The organism is Allomesorhizobium camelthorni (assembly GCF_011045125.1).
Lineage (GTDB): Bacteria > Pseudomonadota > Alphaproteobacteria > Rhizobiales > Rhizobiaceae > Allomesorhizobium > Allomesorhizobium camelthorni.
In genome coordinates, this window is the sequence record NZ_JAAKZF010000275.1 from 1 (window position 1) to 1,012 (window position 1,012).

The window sequence follows — 1,012 nt, forward strand, 5'->3', positions numbered from 1 at the left end:
TGCCAAGATGACGACCGCTTTGCTCGACCGCCTGACCCACCACTGCCACATCCTCGAGACCGGAAACGACAGCTTCCGATTCAAAAACAGCTCGGCTCAAGAGGCCAAAACCAGGAAGGAGAAAAACAGGAACTTGACCGTCGCACCAGACCCGAAAGATACATGAGAGGCGGGTCAGTTCTCGGCGGAAATGCCGGGTCAGTTCTCAGCGGAAATCAACAACGGGACGACTGAATCAGGACTCCACCTTCATCGCAAGGGCGGGTTTTTCAACAGAATACGGACGATGTCGGTCATAGGCACGGGCGTCGCCATTCCCCGAAAGCGGACATTGGCAGGTAGCGGTTGCGCCTCTATCGTCATTTTAACCAGTCCGACGGCTAATCGCTTCCTGCTGCAGGCCATCCGCCAGCAGAACAATCTGAGGCGGATGACCGAGTACGCCGATTTCGATGAGCTGAGCGAGGCGCGCATCCAACGTGCCTGCGGCGAACACATCGCCATCCTCGACGCGCTCTCCCGCCCCTCCAGAAAGGACGGAGTCGGCAGCATCAATTCGCACCTGGCTGGGAACCGACCAGGATCGGCTAATTAATCGCACAACACCGGGGTTTTGATACGCGGTGGGGCGTGAGATGCGAGACTGACCCTCAGCTTAGGTCATCGCTTATCACCCTGACGTTCAGCTGCTTCAGCGCCGGTGTGAGTGCCGCTGTCGTTCCAAAGCGTGGACCTGGCCAGCCTTGAGCTTGTCTCCAACGGCACGGTCATAGACCGCCACACACTGGGCTCCGGTGGGGCGGAGAGGACGCCATCGACGGTAAAACCATTGTAGAGCGCCTGGCTTAGCTTTGGGCCGTCGCCTGCAGTTTGACGCGAGCGGCATCGGTGCTGACTCCAAGCCGCAATAGGCCCGTGGTAGGTCGTGCAAATACCAAGATTCGCGACAGACCGATTGTGTTGAAAAAGTCCGGGTTGAAGCAGCCTTGAAGTGCTGATTCAGTCTTCTTTG

2 protein-coding genes are annotated in these 1,012 nt (G+C 57.9%); both read left to right on the top strand.

All coding sequences use genetic code 11. The features are described from left to right. A partial coding sequence (locus G6N73_RS35845) for an ATP-binding protein (RefSeq protein ID WP_246252838.1) occupies positions 1 to 166 on the top strand: 166 nt, incomplete at its 5' end. 120 nt (positions 167 to 286) lie between these two features. Continuing rightward, positions 287 to 595, top strand: coding sequence for a GntR family transcriptional regulator (locus G6N73_RS35850; RefSeq protein WP_165034571.1), 309 nt, complete (start codon positions 287 to 289; stop codon positions 593 to 595). The last annotated feature ends 417 nt before the right edge of the window (positions 596 to 1,012 follow it).

Coding starts and splice junctions, on each gene's coding strand:
- G6N73_RS35850 (WP_165034571.1), top strand. CDS start 287: ATGTCGGTCATAGGCACGGGCGTCGCCATTCCCCGAAAGCGGACATTG.